This window comes from Empedobacter sp. UBA1574, assembly GCF_002322895.1.
Classification (GTDB): domain Bacteria; phylum Bacteroidota; class Bacteroidia; order Flavobacteriales; family Weeksellaceae; genus Empedobacter; species Empedobacter falsenii_B.
In genome coordinates, this window is sequence record NZ_DCOI01000017.1 from 25,876 (window position 1) to 46,614 (window position 20,739).

Annotated in this window: 16 protein-coding genes; 8 read left to right on the plus strand and 8 right to left on the minus strand. The window is 32.1% G+C overall.

Annotation, left to right across the window (positions count from 1 at the left end):
• Nucleotides 1–14: 14 nt before the first annotated feature.
• Entirely contained in the window at nt 15–1,916 is a 1,902-nt protein-coding gene (locus B3578_RS03555; RefSeq protein ID WP_291047074.1) for an amino acid permease, read from the minus strand.
• Nucleotides 1,917–2,056: 140 nt separating this feature from the next.
• On the opposite strand from B3578_RS03555, the gene B3578_RS03560 reads away from it, so the two are divergent.
• A complete protein-coding gene (locus B3578_RS03560) occupies nt 2,057–3,082 on the plus strand; it encodes a M28 family peptidase (RefSeq protein WP_280049540.1) in 1,026 nt (341 codons plus the stop codon).
• A gap of 51 nt (nt 3,083–3,133) precedes the next feature.
• Here B3578_RS03560 and B3578_RS03565 read toward each other — a convergent pair whose 3' ends face one another.
• The 3 genes from B3578_RS03565 to B3578_RS03575 are packed head-to-tail and all read right to left on the minus strand — an operon-like array spanning nt 3,134 to nt 6,082.
• A complete protein-coding gene (locus B3578_RS03565) occupies nt 3,134–3,895 on the minus strand; it encodes an ABC transporter permease (RefSeq protein ID WP_286495567.1) in 762 nt (253 codons plus the stop codon).
• Nucleotide 3,896: 1 nt separating this feature from the next.
• On the minus strand, nt 3,897–4,778 hold the full coding sequence (locus B3578_RS03570; RefSeq protein ID WP_286495568.1) for an ABC transporter ATP-binding protein: 882 nt from the start codon (nt 4,776–4,778) through the stop codon (nt 3,897–3,899).
• Nucleotides 4,778–6,082 (minus strand): erythromycin esterase family protein, encoded by a 1,305-nt coding sequence (locus tag B3578_RS03575; protein WP_291047075.1) that lies wholly within the window; start codon nt 6,080–6,082, stop codon nt 4,778–4,780. The genes B3578_RS03570 and B3578_RS03575 overlap by 1 nt, the downstream gene beginning before the upstream one ends.
• Before the next feature lie 185 nt (nt 6,083–6,267).
• Between B3578_RS03575 and B3578_RS03580 the strand changes: the two genes are divergently transcribed.
• From B3578_RS03580 to B3578_RS03595, 4 genes are all read left to right on the plus strand, one after another.
• Nucleotides 6,268–7,758, plus strand: a complete 1,491-nt coding sequence (locus tag B3578_RS03580; protein WP_219034212.1) for an aminoacyl-histidine dipeptidase — start codon at nt 6,268–6,270, stop codon at nt 7,756–7,758.
• A gap of 262 nt (nt 7,759–8,020) precedes the next feature.
• Entirely contained in the window at nt 8,021–12,088 is a 4,068-nt protein-coding gene (locus tag B3578_RS03585) for a glycoside hydrolase family 2 TIM barrel-domain containing protein (protein ID WP_291047076.1), read from the plus strand.
• A 98-nt stretch (nt 12,089–12,186) separates the two neighbouring features.
• The gene (locus tag B3578_RS03590) at nt 12,187–12,978 is read left to right on the plus strand and encodes a cobalamin-binding protein (RefSeq protein ID WP_286495573.1); all 792 of its coding nucleotides are present in this window, start codon (nt 12,187–12,189) and stop codon (nt 12,976–12,978) included.
• 4 nt (nt 12,979–12,982) lie between these two features.
• Nucleotides 12,983–13,294, plus strand: a complete 312-nt coding sequence (locus B3578_RS03595) for a hypothetical protein (protein WP_219034206.1) — start codon at nt 12,983–12,985, stop codon at nt 13,292–13,294.
• 26 nt (nt 13,295–13,320) lie between these two features.
• Here the strand turns inward: B3578_RS03595 and murB are convergent, their stop codons facing one another.
• Together murB and B3578_RS03605 are read right to left on the minus strand one after the other, a co-directional pair.
• Complete coding sequence (gene murB / locus B3578_RS03600; protein ID WP_219034205.1) at nt 13,321–14,340, minus strand: UDP-N-acetylmuramate dehydrogenase; 1,020 nt, start codon at nt 14,338–14,340, stop codon at nt 13,321–13,323.
• 13 nt (nt 14,341–14,353) lie between these two features.
• Entirely contained in the window at nt 14,354–15,556 is a 1,203-nt protein-coding gene (locus B3578_RS03605; protein WP_221854791.1) for a pyridoxal phosphate-dependent aminotransferase, read from the minus strand.
• 100 nt (nt 15,557–15,656) lie between these two features.
• Between B3578_RS03605 and B3578_RS03610 the strand changes: the two genes are divergently transcribed.
• The 3 genes from B3578_RS03610 to B3578_RS03620 all read left to right on the plus strand — a co-directional run bounded on the left by B3578_RS03610 (nt 15,657) and on the right by B3578_RS03620 (nt 16,746).
• Nucleotides 15,657–16,016, plus strand: coding sequence for a YtxH domain-containing protein (locus B3578_RS03610; protein ID WP_125350224.1), 360 nt, complete (start codon nt 15,657–15,659; stop codon nt 16,014–16,016).
• 63 nt (nt 16,017–16,079) lie between these two features.
• A complete protein-coding gene (locus B3578_RS03615; RefSeq protein WP_219034203.1) occupies nt 16,080–16,430 on the plus strand; it encodes a phage holin family protein in 351 nt (116 codons plus the stop codon).
• Nucleotides 16,420–16,746, plus strand: a complete 327-nt coding sequence (locus B3578_RS03620; RefSeq protein ID WP_115000004.1) for a hypothetical protein — start codon at nt 16,420–16,422, stop codon at nt 16,744–16,746. The genes B3578_RS03615 and B3578_RS03620 overlap by 11 nt, the downstream gene beginning before the upstream one ends.
• Nucleotides 16,747–16,812: 66 nt before the next feature.
• On the opposite strand, the gene B3578_RS03625 is transcribed toward B3578_RS03620, so the two are convergent.
• Nucleotides 16,813–18,510, minus strand: a complete 1,698-nt coding sequence (locus B3578_RS03625; RefSeq protein WP_219034202.1) for an AMP-binding protein — start codon at nt 18,508–18,510, stop codon at nt 16,813–16,815.
• A gap of 115 nt (nt 18,511–18,625) precedes the next feature.
• A complete protein-coding gene (locus tag B3578_RS03630) occupies nt 18,626–20,503 on the minus strand; it encodes a DEAD/DEAH box helicase (protein ID WP_125350223.1) in 1,878 nt (625 codons plus the stop codon).
• Nucleotides 20,504–20,739 lie beyond the last annotated feature (236 nt).

Genomic DNA, 20,739 nt, shown 5'->3' on the forward strand with positions numbered 1-20,739 from the left:
TGTTTATTGTAAGTTTAAACATTTCTCAACTTACTATGTTTATAACCGTAAGTGAAATAAATTGTTAAACCAATTGCAATCCAAATCAAGAAAATCATCCAGTTTTTCAATCCTAATTGCGCCATCATATAAAAACAACACAACATACCAGCTAACGGAATAATAGAAGTTCTTTTGAAAAATGTTCTAACTACCATAAAAACATAAATCATTAAGAATAGAATCATTGGAATTTTGTGTTTGAAAACATCCCATCCTTTTTCCATCTTCTTATCTTCGTAAACTGGTAATTTGCTCAAAGTAGATTTATATTGTTCTGGAGATAATTGTGCCAAATAATCATCCAAAAATTCAATTTCAGATCCTGTTAATTCATTAATTGTTGCATAAGAATCTTTTAATTCTTTTGGCGATAACGAATTTACAAAATGTTCAATTGGCATAGGTTGCGGTTTATTCGTAAAGAAATCAATCGAATCATCTTTAAATGTTGTTGCGCATAAAAATACAATCACGGCAGTTACAATTGGCATAATGTATTTTGCATTGATAAAAGGCGTTTTAAAATTTCCTCTTTTCGCATTTGGATCGGCATCCATACGAAGTACAGCAGCACAAACTAACACAAAAGCAAACAAAGTTCCAATAGAACAAGCATCAACAACCAATTCCAAATCTGTAAATAAAATAGGAACTCCAACTACAAATCCAGTAAAAATAGTTGCAAAAGAAGGTGTTTTAAATTTCGGGTGAATAGTAGAAAATTTCTTTGGTAATAAACCATCACGAGACATTGTCATCCAAATACGAGGTTGCCCAATTTGAAAAACAATAAATACACTCGCCATCGCTACTACAGCCGAAAAAGCAATAATTCCTGCCAACCACTTTAAATCTTGAATTTTATCAAAAACATACGCCAAAGGATCTCCAACATTCAATTCAGAATAATGAACCATTCCCGTAATTACTAAAGCAATCAGCACATATAAAACAGTACAAATAATGATAGACGCAAAAATTCCACGAGGCAAATCTCGCTTCGGATCTTTACATTCTTCCGCAGTTGTGCTAATCGCATCAAACCCAATATAAGCGTAAAAAACAGACGAAACTCCAGCCAAAACACCTCCTACTCCATTCGGTGCAAAAGGATTCCAATTATCTGGATTCACATAAAAAGCACCAACCACAATTACCAAAAATACCACAGCTAATTTTAACACAACCATTGCATTACTTGCTTTTCTCGATTCATTAATTCCACGATAAACCAAAGCTGTAATCAAAAAAGTAATGATTAATGCAGGAATATCCACCACTAAATTAAATCCTAAATATGGAGCATCTTTAAAGGCTAAATATTTTGGAATCTCTTGCGCATAAGGCGAATTCGCAATTCCTTCTAATGTTTTACCTTTCGCTAACTCATTCGAAACAAATTCAAAACCTTCTCTCGCCGTAAAATAATCCATTGTCATCCATTCTGGCAGATGTAATCCCATCCCGGAGAGCAAGGTGGTAAAATAATCACTCCACGAAATCGCGAGCACAATATTCCCAATCGCATATTCCATAATCAATGCCCAACCAATTACCCAAGCAAATAATTCTCCAAATGCAACATAGCTATAGGTATACGCACTACCCGAAACAGGCACTAACGAAGCAAATTCTGCATAAGCAAAAGCTGTAAAACCACAGGCAATTGCCGTAAAAATAAAAAGGAAGATAACTGCTGGTCCACCTTCAAAACTTGCTCGACCAATAGTACTAAAAATACCAGCTCCAACAATTGCGGCGATACCAAAACCTGTTAAATCTCGAACACCTAAAGTTCTTTTCATTGTAGTCGTGTTCTTTGCAGATTCTGCTAAAATGGATTCGACAGATTTTTTTCTGAATAATTGTGACATAATTTATTTAAAAACGGGCAAATATAAAAAAGACAATCCCAAATTCGGATAGAATCCGTATAAATATTGGTTTTTTATTCAAATTTTCTTTTTTATTCTGCTTGGTTAGATTAATTTTAAATTTAATTCAAAAAATTAACATGAAACAATTTTTATTTGCAATTGCTTTAACTGCTACTTTAGTAAGTTGTGATTCTACAAAACCAATTTCTCAGGAGAAATATCAAAAGAGTCTTGTAAAATATACAGACAAAATTTCTGAAGCTGAATTAAAAAAACAGCTTTACATCATTGCTGCGCCTGATATGGAAGGTAGAAATGCTGGAACTGAAGGCGAAATAAAAGCGGGAAACTATATCTCTAATTATTACAAAGAATTAGGAATTAATGGACCAAATAATAATTATTTCCAAATTATTCCTGCTGGAACTTTTAACCGAGTAAAAGGTCAAATGAGAAATGTGATGGGATTCATCAAAGGATCAGAAAAACCAGAAGAAATTGTGGTGATTTCGGCACATTATGATCACGAAGGAATAAAAGATGGAAAATTATATGCTGGTGCTGATGATGATGGTTCTGGAACTGTTGCTGTAATGGAAATTGGTCGTATTTTCCGCGAAGCTGAGAAGAAAGGAATTCGTCCAAAACGTTCGGTTTTATTGCTACATGTTTCTGGTGAAGAAAAAGGATTATTAGGTTCTAAATATTATTCAGAACATCCAATTTTTCCTCTTGCAAACACAGTTGCAAATGTTAACATTGATATGATTGGTCGAGTAGACTACGAACATAATGAACAAACAAGAGACTTTGTTTATGTAATTGGTTCTGAAATGTTGTCTTCTGATTTACACAAAGCTGTTTTAGCAGCAAATGATGGATTAGGAATTAATTTAGATATGCGTTACAATACGCCAGATGATCCAAATCGTTTTTATTACCGTTCTGACCACTATAATTTTGCGAAACATAACATTCCGTCTGTTTTCTTCTTTAATGGTGTGCACGATGATTACCACAAACCAGGCGATACACCAGACAAAATTGAATATGATTTATTGACGCGTCGTACAAAATTAGCTTTCAATACAATTTGGATTTTAGCAAACGTCGAAAATAGACCAGTTGTAGACAAAGAATCTCCTATGCCTTCTACAAGATAAATATAAAAAGTATACATTAAAAAATCCCTTGAATTCAAGGGATTTTTTGCTTTATAGATTTTTCTTTCTTATAAAGATAAAGTAACTCAACCCTAAAAAGAAAATATTGTATATAAGGTTGATATAATCTAATCTTTCTAAAGATGCTATTTGATTCATTAAGTTATCAAATGATTTTGGAGAACTTGAATAAGGAATGAAATCTGCAAACTTTTTACTACTAATCACAGAACAAAAAACAGTTACAAATAGAGAAAAACCTACTGGATAAATAAAACTTCTGAAGAATAAACTCAAAGCAAATTGTATCATAGATACAGCTAAACATCCAATCCATAATTTGAAAAAAGTGTAAAAAGCAATTTCTCTAAAATCAAAATTCTGAAAACCATAATTTGGTGAAATAAATTGTAATAAATATCCACTTAATAGAAAAAACACATAAGCCCCAACAACAGAAAAACTGACTATAATTAAAATAAATAAAGCTTTGGCTAAATAAATTTTAGCATGTGAAATGGGCAGTGTAAATAACAATTTATAATTGTTGTTCTTATATTCTACATCGCAACATGAATGCACAAACACAGCAATTAAAACTGGAAATAGCATATAGAAAAACATAAAAACATATCGTCCTAAAAAACCGTACCACGGATTCAAAGCAATAGGTTCCATTGGTACTTTATAAATTAAATAGAAAAAAACACCTAAAACGACTAAAGTTGGTAAAAATAATACACCAAAAATTTCTTTGTTTTTTGATAATTTATATAGTTCGGAAGCAAATGCTTTATAAAATGTATTTGTCATTTTAGTGTTGAATTAGGTTAATAAAAATTTGTTCAAGATTAGCTGTTTCAGACTGAACATCATAAATTTTAATGTTATGCTGAATTAATTGTTGTATTTTTTGATGAAAATCATCATCGTTTTCAATTTCAAAATGCATGACGTTATCTTCAATTATTACATTTTCAAAAAGTTGTTTTGCTTTCTCTGCATCATTTATTTTTATAGCAACTTTACGAACAACATTCCCAAGTAATTCTTCTTTTTTGCCTTCAAAAATCATCTTTCCTCCTTCTATAATTCCAATATGCGTAGCAACTCGTTCTAATTCACTTAAAATATGACTTGACAAAAAAATCGTTTTACCTGATGCATTCAACCTCAAAAACAATTCGCGCATTTCATAAATTCCTTGTGCATCCAATCCATTAAGAGGTTCATCTAAAATCAAAATTTCTGGATCATGAAAAATCGCTATTGCAATTCCCAAACGTTGTTTCATTCCCATCGATAAATCAGATGTTTTATAATGTTCCGCGTACAACAAACCAACCAAATCTAACACTTCACTAATTCGCTCCTCACCTTTTTGATAAATTACATCTAAGTATTTTAAATTTTCATAAACAGTCAATTTTGTGTAAAAACAAGGCGCTTCAATCAAATTACCTGTTAAAGCATGAATCTTAATAGGATGTTTTTTGATACTCAACTCATTCAAGAAAATAGTATCTTCATTCGAATTCAATAATCCTAAAAGCAATTTTATTGTTGTCGATTTTCCTGCTCCATTTCGCCCCAAATAGCCATAAATACTTCCTTTCGGAACATTAAGATTAACTTGATTTAATATTTGTTTTGACCCGAAACTAAAATTCAAATCTTTTATTTCTATACTTTTCATTATTTCTCTTCTTTTAGTGGTGTTGGTTCTTGATTAACATCGATGTAAAAAATTCCATCTACAAAGTCACTCCATTTTGCTTTTACATTCATTCCTTGATCTATAACTGAATAATACTCAGATTTTAGTGCAGATTGATTCGGAATTTGACTAAAATCTAAAAAGAAATAAGGCTGATTAAGTTGATGAAATGCATTCTCTACCGCATATTTATTAGGTGTATTAATTATTTGTTTCAGAGGATTATAAACGCCATACGAAGTAAAACCAATTGCATACGATTGGTTCTTGTATTTTTCTTTGATATATTGTCCCAATGGTTTAAAATTATTCGGATAATATTTTTTGTAAGCATGTACATTCGCCGACCAAATAATTACTTTCTGATTTGGATAAAGAGAATCCAATTGATAAATTAAATTCTCTACCATCAAAGAATCTCTAAAATTCATACTTTCCTTAGTTCCAGATTTATACATCAAATTTTTCTGAATATGGTTTTTAATATCTTTCAGATAACGTGAATAGATTTTAGTTTCTTCAGTTTTTGGAAGCCTTGATATTCGTAATGAAATCGATTGTAACTCTTTAAGGAGTTGAGTAATTTCATTTTTTTTATATGTAGCTTCAGTAAATTTTTTATATCTAAAAATTGTAAGATTATCAATATTTTGATTTAAAAAAGGGTAATCATATAAAGATATATTTTGATTCGCTAAAAACTCTCTTAATAATTTTATACGTCTTAAATACCCATTATTTAAAATTTCTGTCAGTAAATCACCAGAATATTGCATATCAAAACCACCTAATGTGATTGGATTATTTGTTTTCTTAGTTTGTAAATAATAGTTATTTAGAGGTTGAGTTTCTTTATTATCCCACCAAAAATTAAACATACCAAGTCCCGCAATCGAATCTTTTCCAACACCTAAAGTTCCTTTTTCCATTTCTTGGTTGGTTATCCACATATCATATTGTCCAGCTTCGTACAAGACAACATTGTAATCCAAATTTTCGTGCAAATACTTTATCAAGCGTGATTTGGCTTTAAAAGTTTGTCCATCTTGATGTATACCTTCACCCAAAAAAACAATACGATTATCTTTTAACATCATTTTCAAAAATTCTAAATCCTGATTATTTTGTTCAGTCATTTCAATCGAATTTATTGGATGTTTATATTGATTTGTTTCAGCGATTATCTTCTCTGAGTCATCATTGAAAGTTTTCTTGAAAACAAAAACATTCAACAATACTGCACTGAGTAAAGTCAAAATTGTAAATAGTGTTAATTTCTTCATGAATCATTAGTGTTATTTAAAAATAGTATTTTTCGTATTACATCACGTTTTTATTTTTTCATTTATAATAATATGATTCATAAAAAAATAAAAAGGTTGGTTGAGAATCAAAAAAATTTAAAACTTCTTTAATAAAACTATATTGTCGCAATTCCGTAACTTTGAGGAACAATAAAAAACAAACAATGAATAACGATATTCTTAATTTGGAACCAAAAGCAATCTGGAAAAACTTCTCAGCATTGAATTCAGTTCCAAGACCTTCTAAGAAAGAAGAAAAAGTACGTCAGTTCATCATCAAATTTGGTGAAGATTTAGGTTTACCTGTCGAAACGGACGAAGTAGGAAATGTTTTAATCAAAAAAGCTGCTTATCCAGGAATGGAAGACCGTAAAAAAGTGATCATGCAATCGCACTTGGATATGGTTTGTCAAAAAAATAACGATGTAACATTCGATTTTGAAACACAAGGAATTGAAATGTACATTGAAGATGATAAATTTGTTACAGCAAATGGAACAACTTTAGGTGCAGATAACGGAATTGGAGTTGCGACAATTATGTCTATTTTAGAATCGAAAGATATTCCTCATCCAGCTATTGAAGCATTTTTTACAATTGACGAAGAAACTGGAATGACTGGTGCTTTAGGTTTGAAAGCTGGATTCTTATCTGGGAAAATCTTGTTGAACTTAGATACCGAAGAAGATGATGAATTAGACATTGGTTGCGCTGGTGGTGTTGATGTAACGGCGACAAAAGCTTACACTACAGAAGCTACTAACGGAACTGCTTTTACCTTAACATTAAAAGGTTTGAACGGTGGACACTCTGGAATGCAAATTCACGAAGGTTTAGGAAATTCGAACAAATTAATTGCTCGTTTATTAAATGCTGCAACTGAATTTGGTTTACAAATCGCTCATATGGAAGGTGGAAGTTTACGTAACGCTATTCCTCGCGAGTCTTGGGCTAAAATTGTGATTCCTACAGATAAAGTTGACGCTTTCAAAGCTTCTTACGAAACTTTACGCGCTGAAATTATTGAAGAATATGAAACGAAAGAACCTAAAATGGTGATTACACTAGAACCAACTGATGCAACTGATGCAATGTCAGCACAAGATTCTAAAGTTTTTGTTCAAACAATTATGGCAGCTTTCAATGGTGTTTACAGAATGAGTCCAGATGTTGAAGGTTTAGTAGAAACATCTAACAATGTGGCTCGCGTAGAAGTTATTGACGGAAACGCTCGTGTTTTATGTTTAACGCGTTCTTCTATAGAATCAGGTAAAGAAGCATTAGCACAAACATTAAAAGCTGGTTTCGAATTAGGTGGTTTTGAGGTTAAATTCTCTGGTTCTTACCCAGGTTGGAAAGCAAATACTCATTCTGAAATTTTAGAATTGATGAAAGGAATTTATGTTTCAAAATTTGGAGAAGAACCAAAAGTTGTGGCTTGCCACGCAGGTTTAGAATGCGGAATTATTGGAACAAATTATCCAGGTTTGGATATGATTTCTTTTGGTCCAAACATCTCTGGTGCTCACTCTCCTGACGAAAAAGTAGAAATTGCTTCTGTACAAAAATTCTGGGATTATTTATTAGATATTTTAAAAGATATTCCAAACGATGGTCCAGTTAATTACAGCTGTGCAAATTCAAAAAATATATAATTTAAGCTGAAAACTTAATCTAAAGACCACTTTTGCAAGTGGTCTTTTTTTACAATAATACTTTTTAAACAATTCTTTTAATCAAATTAAAATTTTTCTATAATTCTATTTATTTCAGAAAAAAAATCATTAATCATTCATAAGATTAAAAAACAATTATTTACAATTTTATCACCTTATTTTTACTTCTTCAAATAAGCATAATCATTTAATAATCTAGACTATATTTGTTTAACACGTGATTAAAAATGCTTATTGAAAAATGAATCTTATAACAAAATACAGTAAAGTTATTGTTTCTACACTTGTTGTTCAGACAACTTTTGCACAAATAAATCCGCCAATTGAAAATCCTTTTACTCATAATTTAGGGGGCTTCAATTACGGAACGAAAGATTCTCCAGACGGTAACGAATGGGAATCGCCAATGAATTTATCCTTCAACAAAGAATTACCTAAAAGCTATTTTTTCTCTTTTGAGAATCAAAATCAAGCTGTAAAACTTTTACCAGAAAATAGTCCATATTGGATGAATTTGAATGGTACTTGGAAATTTAATTGGGTAAAAAACCCAAACGAAAGACCGAAAAATTTTTACGAAAACAATTTTGATACCTCTTCTTGGGCTGATGTTCCTGTCCCGATGAGTTGGAATATTTTTGGAATTCAGAAAAATGGAGATTTAAAATATGGTGTTCCAATTTATGTCAATCAAAAAGTTATTTTTCAGCATGCTGTAAAAGTTGATGATTGGAAAGGCGGTGTAATGAGAGAGCCTAACAAAGATTGGACAACATATATTTATAGAAATGAAGTTGGTTCGTATAAACGTACATTCGATGTTCCTAAAAATTGGGATGGACGTGATATTTACATGAATTTTGATGGAGTAGATTCATTTTTCTACTTATGGATTAATGGAAAATATGTTGGTTTTTCTAAAAATTCTAGAAATTTAGCTTCATTTAACATTACACCTTATCTAAATAAAAAAGGTGAAAATTCTGTAGCAGTTGAAGTCTATAGGAATTCTGACGCTTCATTCTTAGAAGCACAAGATATGTTTAGATTGCCAGGAATTTTTCGTACAGTTTCATTAACATCAAAACCGAAAATCCAAGTTAGAGATTTGGTTGTAATTCCTGATGTAACGAATAACTATAAAGATGATGAACTAAATATTTCGGCTGATATTAGAAATTTATCAAATAAAGTCGCAAAAGGTTATAAAATTGCTTATACACTTTATCAAAATAAATTATACAGCGACGAAACTGAAAAAATTGCAACAACTGAATATATTATCAATTCTGATGCAGTTACAATCAATCCTAATTCTTCATCTATTTACAAACTAAAACTAAAACTAAAGAATGCAAATCTTTGGTCAGCAGAGCGTCCTTATCGTTATACGTTAGTTGGAGAATTAAAAGATGTAAAGAACAAAACAATCGAAACAGTTTCGACGAATGTAGGATTTAGAAAGGTTGAAATTAAAGATACAAAAGCTGAAGATGATGAGTTTGGTTTGGCTGGACGTTATTTCTATGTAAATGGAAAAACAGTAAAACTGAAAGGTGTTAACCGCCACGAAACAAATCCTGAAAAAGGAAAAGTTGTGACACGTCAACAGATGGAAGAAGAAATTAAGTTGATGAAACGTGCAAATATTAACCATGTTCGTAACTCACATTATCCAGATGATCCTTATTGGTATTATTTATGCGACAAATATGGGATTTATTTAGAGGACGAGGCCAATGTAGAAAGTCACCAATATTACTACGGTGAAGCTTCAATCTCTCATCCAAAAGAGTGGAGAGATGCGCACGTGGCACGTAATGTAGAGATGGTTCATGCAACAATCAATCATCCTTCTATCGTTATTTGGTCTTTAGGAAATGAGGCTGGTCCTGGAAATAATTTTGTTGAAGCCTACAATGCAATCAAAAAAATTGATACTTCTCGTCCTGTTCAATACGAGCGAAATAATGCAATTGTTGATATGGGATCTAATCAATACCCTTCTATCAATTGGGTTCGTGGTGCTGTACAAGGAAATTATAAGTTAAAATATCCTTTCCATATTTCTGAATATGCGCATGGAATGGGAAATGCAGCTGGAAATCTGATAGATTATTGGGAAGCAATGGAATCTACCAACTTCTTTATGGGAGGTGCTATTTGGGATTGGGTTGACCAAGCAATGTATTATTATGATAAAAAGACAGGCGAAAAATTCTTCGCTTACGGAGGTAATTTCGGGGATAAACCAAATGACGGAACGTTTGTAAACAATGGATTAGTTTTCGCTGATTTAAAGGAAAAACCTTCTTACTGGGAAGTTAAAAAAGTCTATCAAAATGTTGGTATAAAACCTGCAAATATCTTGAATGGTGAAATCGAAATTTTTAATAAAAATTATTTCATTTCGTTAGAAGATTACACGCCAGAATGGGCTTTATACGAAGATGGAATCGAAATTGAAAGAAGTACAGCTTTTATTGAGCCTAAAAAAATCATTAGTCCTCGCGAAAAACAAATCGTTCGTTTACCAATTAATCAATCAAAATTAAAACCTACATCAGAGTATTTTGTAAAAATTCAATTCAAGCAAAATCATGATCAATTGTGGGCGAAGAAAGATTATGTTCAAATGGAAGAACAAATTTTTGTGAAAGCTGCAGAACAAATTCCGACAATTCAAGAAGTTCAAAAAACAAATCAAATTACCATAACAGATTCAGAAAAACTAAAAACAATTAGTGGAAATGGTTTCGCTGTAAAATTTGATAATCAAACTGGAACTATTTATAGTTTAAATTATAATAACCAAACGATTATTAAAGATGGTGACGGTCCAAAATTAGATGCTTATCGTGCACCAATGGATAATGACAACTGGGCGTATCAGCAATGGTTTCAAAAAGGTTTACATAATTTAAAACACAAAGTTTTATCATCAACTTCTTACACAAGAAAAGATGGCGCAATTGTATTATCGTATGTTGTAGAATCACAAGCGCCAAATAGCGCATCACTTTTAGGAGGTACTTCTGGAACATATAAGATCGAAGAACACAAAGACCAAGTATTTGGGGAAAATGATTTCAAATTTACTTCAAATCAAGTTTGGACGATTTATCCAGATGGTTCAATCGAATTATCGTCAAGTATTACTTCAAATGACGAATCGCTTGCTTTAGCGCGTTTAGGTTATGAATTGAAATTACCAGAAAATTTGAGCAATTACAACTATTACGGACGCGGTCCGATTAATAATTATGCAGATCGTAAAACCGCTCAGAATATTGAATTTCATAAAAGTACAGTGAAAGATCAGTTTGTACCGTGGCCAAATCCGCAAAGTATGAGTAATAATGAGGAAGTTAGATGGAGTTCTTTAACTGATACTTCTGGAAATGGGGTTGTTTTTGTAAGCAAAGATTTGATGTCAACTTCTGTTTTGCCTTGGAGCGAATTAGAATTAACGCAAACGCCTCATTTCTATCAATTACCAAAAAGTAATGGAACGTATATGCATTTAGATGCTGGTGTTACAGGGCTTGGAGGAAATAGTTGTGGGCAAGGACCACCATTAGAACAAGATCGTGTAAAACCAAACGCAACAACTTTTGGATTTATTATTCGTCCTGTTCAAAGCAATAATTATTCAACGCAAGCAAAAGTAAAAGGAGCAGGAGATTCTCCACTTCTTATTACACGAAACAAAATTGGGGAAGTTACAATTTTGAGCCAAAATCAACATGCAGATTTGTATTACAAAATCGGGAATGGAAAAGAAACGAAGTATACAGAACCTTTCAAATTGAGAGATGCGAATACAATTGTTACTTGGGATAAAAATAATCCGAACATTAAAGTTTCTTCAAAATTTACTAAAATAGAAACGATTCCGTTACAAGTTGTTTTTGCTTCAAGTCAAGAAACTGGAGAAGGAGATGCTGCAAATCTTGTAGATCGTAATCCAAGCTCTATTTGGCATACGATGTATTCTGTCACTGTTGCGCAATATCCTCATTGGGTTGATTTTGATGCAGGAGAATTCAAGATGATTAAAGGATTTACATATTTACCTCGTCAAGATGGAGCTAATGGAAATATAAAAGATTATAGAATTCAGATTAGTTTAGACGGAAAAAATTGGAGTAACCCTATCAAAGAAGGTTCTTTCGAGAAAAACACTAAACTGCAAACAATTTTGTTCGACAAACCAATTCGCGGAAGATATATCCGTTTCACAGCTTTAAGTTCTCAGAATGGACAAGATTACGCTGCTGGATCCGAATTTGGAGTTTTAGTTAACTAACATTTTTACTCATAGTTTTTTCAAAAGGAATTCATATCATACAAAATGGTATGAATTTCTTATTTTTATACCTCACATCAATTTAACATCAAACCAAAATGTCATCAAATCGATATCCTCAACGCATTGTTTGCTTAACCGAAGAAGGAACTGAAATTATGTATAACATTAACGAACAACATCGTTTAGTAGGAATTAGTGGTTTTACCTATCGTCCGCCACAAGCAAGAAAAGAAAAACCTAAAGTTTCAACTTTTTTAGATGCTAAATTTGAAGATATCATCAATTTGAAGCCAGATTTTGTTGTAGGATATTCTGATTTACAAGCTGATATTGCAGCAGAATTAATTAGAAGAGGAATTAATGTTTTTATTTTTAATCACCGAACAGTTGATGAAATTTTAAATATGATTGTGCAATTTACTTCATTGATTGGTTGTCAAGATAAAGGATTAAAATTAGTCGAATTTTACGAAAAGAAACTCGAAGAAGTAAAACAACAAGCAACTCTTCTTCCCTATCGCCCAACAGTATTTTTTGAAGAATGGGACGAACCAATTATTTCGGGAAGCGCTTGGGTTAATGATTTGATAGAAATTGCTGGTGGAAAATTAGCTTTTCCAGAACTCAAAAATAAAGCTTTAGCTAAAGATCGTATTTTGTTGGATGAACAAGTGATTGAACGAAATCCTGATATTATTATCGGTTCGTGGTGTGGTAAAATGTTCAAACCCGAAAAAGTAAAACAACGAATTGGTTTCGAAAACGTAAAAGCTATTCAACAAAATCATTTATACGAAATAAAATCTGAATTGATTTTACAACCTGGTCCTGCTGCTTTAACCGATGGTTTGGATAAAATTGTGGAGATTATTACAAATTATAAATAAATATATGGATCCGGATTTTTTAATTTTGTATACTAAAGTAATTTTAGTCCTTCACTTCGTATTCGATATTTTATTATTAATTATTTCTATTGTTGCTCACGGAAAAAAAATAAGTTTTAGTAATTATCTAATTTTCATAACAATTTCTATATTACTATTATCAATAATAAGATTATCTATAAAAGAATATCTTGGTGTTTCAATTTATGAACTAAATATAGTAACAAATATTCTCGAAAAACTTTTATACATAGCATTCGGAATTATATTAATAATTGGAATTTCTAAATTAAAAATCAATAAAGAAGAAGAATAAAAATCCCGCTGAAAGCGGGATTTAATTTATTGTATAATATTGACTTCTCTAACCAATGTTACGCCATATTTGGCTTTCACATCTTCTATAATTCGTTCAGACAAATCATATATTTCGCGTCCTGTTGCATTTCCATAATTCACCAAGACCAAAGCTTGTTTGTCGTGAACTCCCGCATCTCCAAAACGTTTTCCTTTCCAACCTGCGTGTTCTATTAACCAACCAGCAGCTAATTTTACACCTAAATCAGTTTTGAAATGAGAAATTTCTGGATGAAGTTTTTCAATCTCAGCAAATTCTTCATTCGAAATCACAGGGTTTTTAAAGAAACTTCCCGAATTCCCTATTTGCGAAGGATCTGGTAATTTACTTTGACGAATTTTGATCACAGCTGCACTAATTTCTTGAATCGTTGGATCAAAAATTTGCTCCTTTTCCAATTCAGATTTTATTGCACCATAATCAACATGAAGTTTATGATTTTTCTTTGTCAGTTTAAACGTAACTGCCACCAAGACATATTGACCTCTCAATTCATTTTTAAAAACAGATTCGCGATAACCAAACTGACATTCTTCATTTGTAAAAGTACGTTCATCACCCGTTTCCAGAACTAATGTCTGAACTTCTTCGATATAATCTTTTACCTCTACGCCATACGCACCAATATTTTGCATCGGTGCAGTACCAACATTTCCAGGAATCAACGAAAGATTTTCTAATCCTCCGAAATCATTTTGCAACGTCCATTCAACAAAATTATGCCAATTCTCGCTTCCTTGCGCTTTTACATACACAAAATCATCATCTTCATTGATAATTTCGATTCCTTTCAAATTCAGTTTTAACACAATTCCAGGGAAATCGTCTACAAAAAGCATATTACTTCCTCCTCCTATAAATAAAATAGGTAAATCTTTTTGACGACGAAAAACCAAAACTTTTCGCAAATCTTGAATAGTTGCAACATCAGCAAAATATTTTGCTTTCGCTTCTATTCCAAATGTGTTATATAATTTTAATGAATAATTTTCGATGATTTCCATCTTCGTATTTTTCTTATGATCTAATTGTTCCTGGATATTGTTCTAAAGCTTCTTTCAAGATTTCGACAGAACGAACCAAATCTTCTTCTTTCAAAACATAAGCCAAACGAACTTCTTGAATTCCTGAATTTGGAGTTGAATAAAATCCTGCTCCTGGTGCCAACATTACTGTTTCTCCATTTGATGAGAAAGATTCTAATAACCAGATTGCAAATTTTTCTGCACTATCTACAGGTAATTGAATCATACAATAAAATGCTCCTTTTGGATTTGGACAAACAACACCTGGAATTTGTTGTAAACCTTCTACCAAAGTGTTGCGACGTTTTAAATATTCTGTACGACAATCTTCAAAATAAGTTCCTACGTTTCTGTGTGCTAATGTTGCAATGTACTGAGAAATTTCAACTGGACTTAAACGCGCTTGAGCATATAACATTGCTGCTTTTAAGAATTTCTCGTTACGTGTAATTAAAGCTCCAGAACGAGCTCCACATAAAGAAAAACGTTTCGATTCAGAATCAATTACAATTGCATTATCTTTCAATTCTGGGAAACTTAAAACAGATGTAAATTCTTCTTCTGTATATAAATATTCTGCATAAACTTCGTCCGCAATTAAATATATATCATGCTCTAAAACCAAATCTTTCAATTGATTTAATTCTTCTTTCGAATATACATAACCTGTTGGATTCCCTGGATTACAAATTAATATAGCACGTGTTTTATCTGTAATTTTTTTTGCAAACTCTTCTACTGCAGGTAATGCAAAATTATTTTCAATTGTAGATGGAACTGGAACAATATTTACATCGTTTTCACATGTAAATCCATTATAATTTGCATAAAAAGGTTCTGGAATAATAATTTCATCTCCTGGATTTGCAATAATTCCGAAAATAAATAATAAAGCTTCCGAACCTCCTAATGTTGCAATAAAATTTTCTGGCGTTAATTCAATTCCGCGATTTGTAAAATAATCTGCCAAAGCCTGACGATATTCCAACGTTCCTTCTGAGTGCGTATAAGAAATAATGTTTGAAGGAAAATTTTTCAATCCTTCTAAAACAGCTTTTGGCGACTCAATATCGGGCTGTCCAATATTTAAGTGATAAACTTTCGTTCCTCTTTTTTTCGCTGCATCTGCGTATGGCACCAACTTTCTGATTGGAGAAGCTGGCATATTTTGTGATTTTTCAGATAATATTAACATTTATTGTAATTTTTAAAATTTGATTTGAATTCTTTGGTATTGTTTTTGTAATTTTAAAGTGTAAATATAAAAAACGTTTAATCTCAAAAAAAACTTTATTATGAGTAAATTAAATAATGCAACTAAATTATTAGCAGGTTTAGCAATTGGAACAGCAATCGGAGCAGTAGTAGGTTTATTATATGCGCCAGAATCAGGGAAAGACACTCGCAAAAAATTAAAAAAAGAAGCTGACAAATACAAAAAAGAGTTAGACAAATACGCGAATGATTTTTCTGATAAAGCGAAAAAAACAAAAAAAGAATTAGAAGCTAAATTAGACGAAGTAAAATCAAAATTAGCAGAACAAAAAGACGAGTTTGTAGCAAAAGCGAAAGAAGCTGGAAAAGATTTAAAATCTAAAGCAAACCAAACAAAAGAAGATTTAAAAGACGAATTTCAAGAAAACGTAGGAGTTTAATTTCTTCGAAATACAACATTCCTTAAAATTTATAATTAACTTTGTCTGAAATAAATCAATTTTATGTTTAATGAACTAAAAGTTTATATTAATAATAGAATAACTTTAGCTAAATACGATCTCGTAGATTCGCTGAGTAATATGTTGGCGAGCGGTATTTATGTATTAATTATTGCCGTATTTTCTTTGTTTCTATTATTATTAGGAAGTTTAGCATTAGGATTTATTTTGGGAGGTTATTTTAATGATACAGGATTAGGTTTTCTTGCTGTAACTGGAATTTATTTCTTAATGATGGTTTTTTCTATTCTATTTAGAAAGAAATTAAAACTTTTCTTGACAAATATTGCCGTAGAAAACGCGATGGAAGCTATGTCTAACCAGGAAGATGACGAAGACGACGATGAAGAATAAAGAACAAATGTCTGCGATAAAAAATTTAGACGATTTGCGAATGGCAAAACGTAAACTAAAATTACAAATGAAAGTTGCTGAAAATAAACATGAAAATTCATTTGTAAATAAAGCAGTTAATCTTGTAACAAACTTAAAATCCGATACAAGTTTTACTTCTTCTAAAGTTGAAAGTGCATTAAATTGGGCTGGAGATAAAGCTTCAAAAAAATATCCAATGAAGGGAATTACAAAAATTTTAATTTCTGGATTGATTATGATAGCGGTTCCAATTATTACGAATAAAATTCAGGAATATATAGAAGAAAAATTATAAAATTATTTGATATTAAAAAACCACTTCGTTTGAAGTGGTTTTTTTGTGTGTTAATTTTAAGCTCGACTAATATTTTTCGTGAAAATATTCGTTTGGTATAATCGTTTTATTCTTTTTATCAACAGCTTCTTGATTACGCAATTCCACTCGACGTATTTTTCCTGAAATTGTTTTTGGTAAACTCTCCACAAACTGCACAATACGTGGAATTTTGTAACGTGCTAAATGCTCTTCTGTATATCTAAAAATATCTTTTGCTAATTCTTCCGAAGCTTCATTTCCAGGTGCTAAAATAACAAAAGCTTTTACAGCATTACTTCTCAAATCATGCGGACTTGCCACAACAGCAGCTTCCATAATGGCATCATGCTCTAACAAAGCACTTTCTACTTCAAATGGTCCTACACGGAAATCAGACGCTTTTATCACATCATCATCACGCCCAACAAACCAAACATAACCATCTTCGTCTTTATAAGCTTTGTCTCCTGTATAATATAATCCATGCTTGAAAACTTTCGCCATTTTATCTTTCTGAATCAAATAAGTTTTGAAAATTCCATTGATGGTTTCTTCATTATGCACAACACAAATATTTCCTTCTTCGCAATCTTGTACAATATTTCCATCATCATCAGCAATCACAATATCGTATAAAAACGCAGGTTTTCCCATCGATCCATATTTAATCTTCTCATTTGGCAAATTCGCAATCATCGCAGTTGATTCTGATTGTCCATAACCATCACGAATCGTAATTCCTGTACCTTCTTTCCAGACATCTATAATTTCTGGATTAAGCGGTTCACCAGCTGCAACACATTGACGAAGTTTGAAATCATAACTTTTCAAATCTTCTAAAATCAATACACGCAGAGCTGTTGGTGGTGCGCAAAAAGTTGTTACACCCAAATCTTGAATGGTTTGTAATTGTTCTTTCGGAACAAATTTATCTGAATGATAACCCAAAATTGTCGCACCCATATTCCATGGAGCAAAAAAACTACTCCAAAAGAATTTCGCCCAACCTGGTTGAGAAATATTATAATGTAAATCACCTTTTTTCATTCCAACCCAAGAAGAAGTCGTGAAACCTCCAAGCGGATAAGTGTAATGCGTATGCACCACAACTTTCGGCATTCCTGTCGTTCCTGAAGTAAAAAAGTAGAATAAATCATCGTCTGGTTTTGTATCTGCAGCCTCAGCTTGAATAGATTCTTTCCATAACTCATTGATATTTATCCAACCTTCTCGCTCGCCTTCTGTGATTAATTTTACCTTAATCTTTTTATCAAATTTTGCTTCTGCTTCATCTATTTTCGATGCATTTGCTTGATCTGCTAAAGCAACTTCTGGAAAAGAAGACTCGAATCTAAACGTTAAATCCCTTGCTTCTAAAGTTGTTGCGGCTGGAATAATAATTAATCCACCTTTGATAGAAGCCAAATAACCAATCCAAGTAATCGGTAATAATGGAACTTGAGAAAACATTTTGTCTCCTTGTACAATTCCTTTGTTTCTTAAATAGTTTAAAAATTGATTGTATTTATCAGCTAAATTCTGAAAAGTATAATCTTCTCGTTCTTCATTATACTTCCAAATTAAACCTTTTTGAGTTCCTAATTGAGCAACATTATAAGGCTCAAAAATATCCTTCACCCAATTGAATTTCTCTGGTTTGAAAATTTTAATCTGTTTTAATTGCGTATAATTCTCTTCTTCGATGGATAATCGAATAGAGCTAAACAATTCTTGTACTGTCATTTATTTGTGGTTTTGAATAAATATAGAAAAATTATTTATTCAAACAGAAGTTTTATGAATAAAAAAGGATGATTTTATAAAATCATCCTTTTTGTTATTTTTTATTGAGAATATATTAATCTCTACCTCTTCTTGAGTTTCCTGTTCTATTACGGTCTCCTCCACGGTAACCACCACGATCTCCACCTCTAGAATCACGGTCACGATCACCTCCACGGAATCCACCTCTGTCTCCTCCGCGATCACGATCTCCACCACGATAACCTCCACTTCTTTCACGGTCATTATCACGACGGCTATTGAAACCACGTCCGCGAGAATCTCCTCTGTCATTACGACGACGATCTCCACCACGACGCTCACCATCACCACGTCTAGGTTCTGGTTTAGAGATTTGAACATCTAAGTCTACTCCATCACGTTGTGCATCTTTGAAAGATTCTAACACTAATGATTCGAATTGTGTATCAACTTCGAAGAAAGAGAAATTACGTAAAATTTCAATTTTTCCGATTTCGATGTTACGATTACGAGTTTGCTCGTTAATTAAACCAATTAAGTTTGGAACACGTAAATTGTGTTTTTGACCAATATTAATAAAGAAACGAGAGAAATCACGTCCACCACGACGGTTAGAAGAACGATCTCCTCTATCACCACGATCTCCTTCAGAAGAAATATCTTTCGTGTTTTTGTAATATTCTAAGAAAGAATTGAACTCAACTGTCATGAAACGTTTTAATAAATCGTCACGATCTAAGTTCGCCAATTTTTCATTTACAGTTTCCATGTAAGGCTCGATTAATTCTTCATCAACTTCGATATTTTCGATTTTATCGATTAAAGAAATTAAACGTTTTTCACAGATTTCGGCTCCAGTTGGTACATTTTTAGGCTCGATTTTAGAAGCAATTAATTTTTCTAAATCTCTAATTTTACGCGCTTCACGTCCTCCTGAAATAATGATAGAAATTCCTTTGTTACCCGCACGTCCTGTACGTCCTGAACGGTGTACATAAACTTCTGGATCATCTGGTAAATTGAAGTTGATTACGTGAGTCAACTCATTTACGTCAATACCACGAGCAGCAACGTCTGTTGCAACAAGGATTTGAATATTTTGGTTACGGAATTTCTCCATCACGTGATCACGTTGTGATTGTGATAAATCTCCATGTAATGCGTCTGCATTGTAACCATCTTGCATCAATTTATCTGCTACGTCTTTCGCTTCGCGACGAGTTCTACAGAAAACGATACCATAAATATTTGGGTAATAATCGGCCAAACGTTTTAAAGCTAAGTAACGATCAGAAGAACGTACTAAGTAAACGTGATGCTCGATATTTTTTGATGCAGTATTTACTTTACTTACAGCAATCTCAACTGGATTGTGCATATATTCTGAAGCGATACGACGAACCTCTGAAGGCATTGTAGCTGAGAATAATAAAGTTTGTTTTTCTTCTGGAGTTGTTTCTAAGATAGAATCAATTTCGTCACGGAATCCCATGTTCAACATCTCATCAGCCTCATCTAAAACTGTCCAAGTGATGTCATTAATTTTTAATGCGCCACGTTTGATTAAGTCCATTGTACGACCTGGCGTTCCTACAACGATTTGCGGATTATCTTTTAATCCTCTAATTTGTTTAACGATGTCAGCACCACCGTAAACTGCCTGTACACGTACTCCACGCATATCTGCAGAAAAAGATTCTAATTCTTTTGCAATTTGTAAACATAATTCACGAGTAGGACACAAAATAATTGCTTGTACTGATTTTGAATTGCTGTCTAATTGATTTAAAACCGGAAGCCCGAATGCTGCAGTTTTTCCTGTACCTGTTTGCGCCAATGCAATAACATCTTGATCTGATGAAAGGATTTGAGGAATAGCTTTTTCTTGGATTGGAGATGGGTTAACGAAGCCCATTTTCTCAATTGCAGTTAGGATTTCTTCTTGAAGTCCTAATTCTTTGAATGTAATCATGTTAGATACGATACCGAGATAATGAAATTCATTTATATTTCATATCACGGTTTTATTTTAAATTATTTAACCAACAGATATGAAAGAATAAAATTAAATGGCTGAGCAGCCTAAAAAATCCCTAAATGAATATTCTTTAACATCCGTACCTTAACTCTAAAAGGCTGTGCAAATGTAAGGATTATTTTTGAAATACACAACACACATTCATAATCCTTACAATTAATACACATAAT

Bases quoted from the DNA above. Each gene is read 5' to 3' on its own strand.
- B3578_RS03555 (WP_291047074.1), bottom strand. From the start codon at position 1,916: ATGTCACAATTATTCAGAAAAAAATCTGTCGAATCCATTTTAGCAGAA.
- B3578_RS03560 (WP_280049540.1), top strand. From the start codon at position 2,057: ATGAAACAATTTTTATTTGCAATTGCTTTAACTGCTACTTTAGTAAGT.
- B3578_RS03565 (WP_286495567.1), bottom strand. From the start codon at position 3,895: ATGACAAATACATTTTATAAAGCATTTGCTTCCGAACTATATAAATTA.
- B3578_RS03570 (WP_286495568.1), bottom strand. From the start codon at position 4,778: ATGAAAAGTATAGAAATAAAAGATTTGAATTTTAGTTTCGGGTCAAAA.
- B3578_RS03575 (WP_291047075.1), bottom strand. From the start codon at position 6,082: ATGAAGAAATTAACACTATTTACAATTTTGACTTTACTCAGTGCAGTA.
- B3578_RS03580 (WP_219034212.1), top strand. From the start codon at position 6,268: ATGAATAACGATATTCTTAATTTGGAACCAAAAGCAATCTGGAAAAAC.
- B3578_RS03585 (WP_291047076.1), top strand. From the start codon at position 8,021: ATGAATCTTATAACAAAATACAGTAAAGTTATTGTTTCTACACTTGTT.
- B3578_RS03590 (WP_286495573.1), top strand. From the start codon at position 12,187: ATGTCATCAAATCGATATCCTCAACGCATTGTTTGCTTAACCGAAGAA.
- B3578_RS03595 (WP_219034206.1), top strand. From the start codon at position 12,983: ATGGATCCGGATTTTTTAATTTTGTATACTAAAGTAATTTTAGTCCTT.
- murB (WP_219034205.1), bottom strand. From the start codon at position 14,340: ATGGAAATCATCGAAAATTATTCATTAAAATTATATAACACATTTGGA.
- B3578_RS03605 (WP_221854791.1), bottom strand. From the start codon at position 15,556: ATGTTAATATTATCTGAAAAATCACAAAATATGCCAGCTTCTCCAATC.
- B3578_RS03610 (WP_125350224.1), top strand. From the start codon at position 15,657: ATGAGTAAATTAAATAATGCAACTAAATTATTAGCAGGTTTAGCAATT.
- B3578_RS03615 (WP_219034203.1), top strand. From the start codon at position 16,080: ATGTTTAATGAACTAAAAGTTTATATTAATAATAGAATAACTTTAGCT.
- B3578_RS03620 (WP_115000004.1), top strand. From the start codon at position 16,420: ATGAAGAATAAAGAACAAATGTCTGCGATAAAAAATTTAGACGATTTG.
- B3578_RS03625 (WP_219034202.1), bottom strand. From the start codon at position 18,510: ATGACAGTACAAGAATTGTTTAGCTCTATTCGATTATCCATCGAAGAA.
- B3578_RS03630 (WP_125350223.1), bottom strand. From the start codon at position 20,503: ATGATTACATTCAAAGAATTAGGACTTCAAGAAGAAATCCTAACTGCA.